Here is a 2,550-nt window from a genome sequence, read left to right as displayed (position 1 = left end):
TCATGGCATGGACCCCGCGGAAAGGAACGATTCCGCAGGGTCCATGACGGTTCGGCCCCGGCGTTGTCCGGGGGCGCGCATCAGCCGCGTTTCGCCGGCGGCTCTCCGAGTTCGAAGTCCGAGGCGGTGACGTCGACGGTTGCATTCCCCTGGGACGCGGCATCGGATGAGGACTCGGATGTCCCGGTTCCCGCGACCGTCAGACGCTCGAAGCGGATGGGACCTGTCACCCGTCCCGCCTCGGCGATGTCGTCCAGCGAGGCGCGCACGGCCGCCTCGGCGTCGTCGCTGACGTTCAGCGTCGCCCGGAGGATCGGGGTCTTCATCGAGACCTTCGCCTCGGATTTGATGCGTCTGAGGGCGGCGAGCGCCTCGCCCGCGTAGCGCAGCGTCTCGGGGTCGCAGTCCGCGGCGGCATAGTCGTCGGCCGACGGCCAGGAGGCGCGATGCACGGATCCCTCGCCCTCATGCATCCAGGACCAGACCTCCTCGGTGGCGAAGGGGAGGAAGGGCGCGAACAGTCGGGCGACCGCGTCCAGCACCAGGCCCAGCGTCGTGCGGGCCGAGGTCACCGCCGCGGCCGACGGGATGCGTCCGGTGGAGTCGGCGGTGCCGTAGGCCCGGTTCTTGACGAGCTCGATGTAGTCGTCGCAGAACTGCCAGAAGAACCCTTCGATGGCCTCCAGAGCCTTGGAATGCTCATAGGACTCCAGGGCCTCGGTGGCCTCGCGGATCACCGAGGACAGACGTGCCAGGGTCGCCCGGTCCAGCGCCTCGGTGACGTCGGCCGCCTCCCATGCGGACGTGGCGGGCCGGGAGACGTGGTGCTCGGCGTCCTCACGTCCGATGGCCAGGGCGAACTTGGTGGCGTTGAGCAGCTTGATGGCCAGCCTGCGACCGATCTTCATCTGCCCTTCGTCGTAGGTGGCGTCCAGGCCGAGGCGCGCGGAGGACGCCCAGTAGCGCACGGCATCCGCGCCGAACTGGCGGATGGGCTTGTCGGGGACGACGACGTTGCCCTTGGACTTCGACATCTTCTTGTGGTCGGGGTCGAGGATCCATCCCGACAGCGTCGCGTGGGCCCACGGCAGGCTGTGGTTCTCCAGATGCGCGCGGTCCACCGAGCTGAACAGCCAGGTGCGGATGATGTCCTGTCCCTGGGGGCGAAGATCCATGGGGAAGGTGGCCTTGAACAGAGCCCTGCTGGCCTCGTCGGGCTCCTCCCAGTGGGTGACGATCTGGGGCGTGAGCGACGACGTCGCCCAGGTGTCCATGATGTCCTTCTCGGCGGTGAAGCCGCCGGGCTGGTCCCGCTGCGACTCGTCGTAGCCCTCCGGCACGTCGATGCTCGGGTCGATGGGCAGGCGGTCCTCGCCGGGGGTGATCGGATGGTCGTAGTCGGCCTCGCCGTCCGCCGTCACCGGGTACCACAGCGGGAACGGCACTCCGAAGAACCGCTGGCGGGAGATGAGCCAGTCGCCGTTGAGGCCATGCACCCAGTTGTCGTAGCGCACCCGCATGAAGTCGGGGTGGAACTTCAGCTCCCGGCCGCGTTCGAGCAGTTCGGCGTTGAGATTCGAATCGGTGCCCCCGTTCCTGAGGTACCACTGGCGCGAGGTGACGATCTCGAGGGGCTTGTCGCCCTTCTCGTAGAAGTTCGTCATACGCGTGGTGGGCTTCGGCTCGCCGTCGAGGTCGCCGGATTCGCGCAGATGCTCGACGATGATCTTCCGGGCGGTGAAGGAGGTCTTGCCTTCGGTCTCCTCGAAGACGGCCCGTCCGCCCTCGTCGGTGATCCAGTCGGGCACGGAGGCGATGATGCGTCCGTTGCGCTGGATGATGGGCCGGGTGGGAAGCTTCAGGTCCCTCCACCACTCGACGTCGGTGACGTCGCCGAAGGTGCAGCACATGGCGATGCCGGCGCCCTTGTCCATCTCGGCTGCCGGATGGGCGAGGATGGGGACCCGCACCTTGAACAGCGGCGACACGACCTCCTTGCCGAAGTACGGCCTGTAGCGCTCGTCGTCGGGGTTGGCGATCAGGGAGGTGCAGGCGGCGAGCAGCTCGGGGCGGGTCGTCTCGATGTACAGGGGCGTGCCGTCATCGAAGCGGAAGGCGACGCGGTGGTAGAAGCCGGGGTATTCGCGGCTTTCGAGCTCCGCCTGGGCGACGGCGGTCTGGAAGGTGACGTCCCACAGTCCCGGGGCGTCCTTCTGGTAGGCCTCGCCACGGGCGAGGTTGCGCAGGAAGGCCTTCTGCGCCACGCGCTGCGGATGCTCGCCGATGGTGTGGTAGGTCTGCGTCCAGTCGATGCTCAGGCCGAGTGACTTCCAGAGCGCCTCGAACTGCTTCTCGTCCTGCGCCGTAAGTCGTTCGCACAGCTCGATGAAGTTCCTGCGGCTGACGGGCACTTGGTCCCGGGCCTCGATCTTCTTCCCTTCGGTTCCTTCGAAGGGCGGCCTGAAGTCCGGATCGTACTTCAGCGAGGTGTCCACGCGCACGCCGTAGTAGTTCTGGACGCGTCTTTCGGTGGGCAGGCCGTTGTCGTCC

Annotated in this window: 1 protein-coding gene; it reads right to left on the bottom strand. The window is 67.5% G+C overall.

Annotation, left to right across the window (positions count from 1 at the left end; genetic code table 11):
* Positions 1 to 80: 80 nt before the first annotated feature.
* On the bottom strand, positions 81 to 2,550 hold a 2,470-nt coding region (gene valS, locus RWX87_RS06770; protein ID WP_314688840.1), incomplete at its 5' end, for a valine--tRNA ligase.

This window comes from uncultured Bifidobacterium sp., assembly GCF_963540075.1.
GTDB lineage: Bacteria > Actinomycetota > Actinomycetes > Actinomycetales > Bifidobacteriaceae > Bifidobacterium.
Note: the sequence above shows the minus strand (reverse complement) of the source record. Positions and strands in the feature narration are given on the sequence as shown.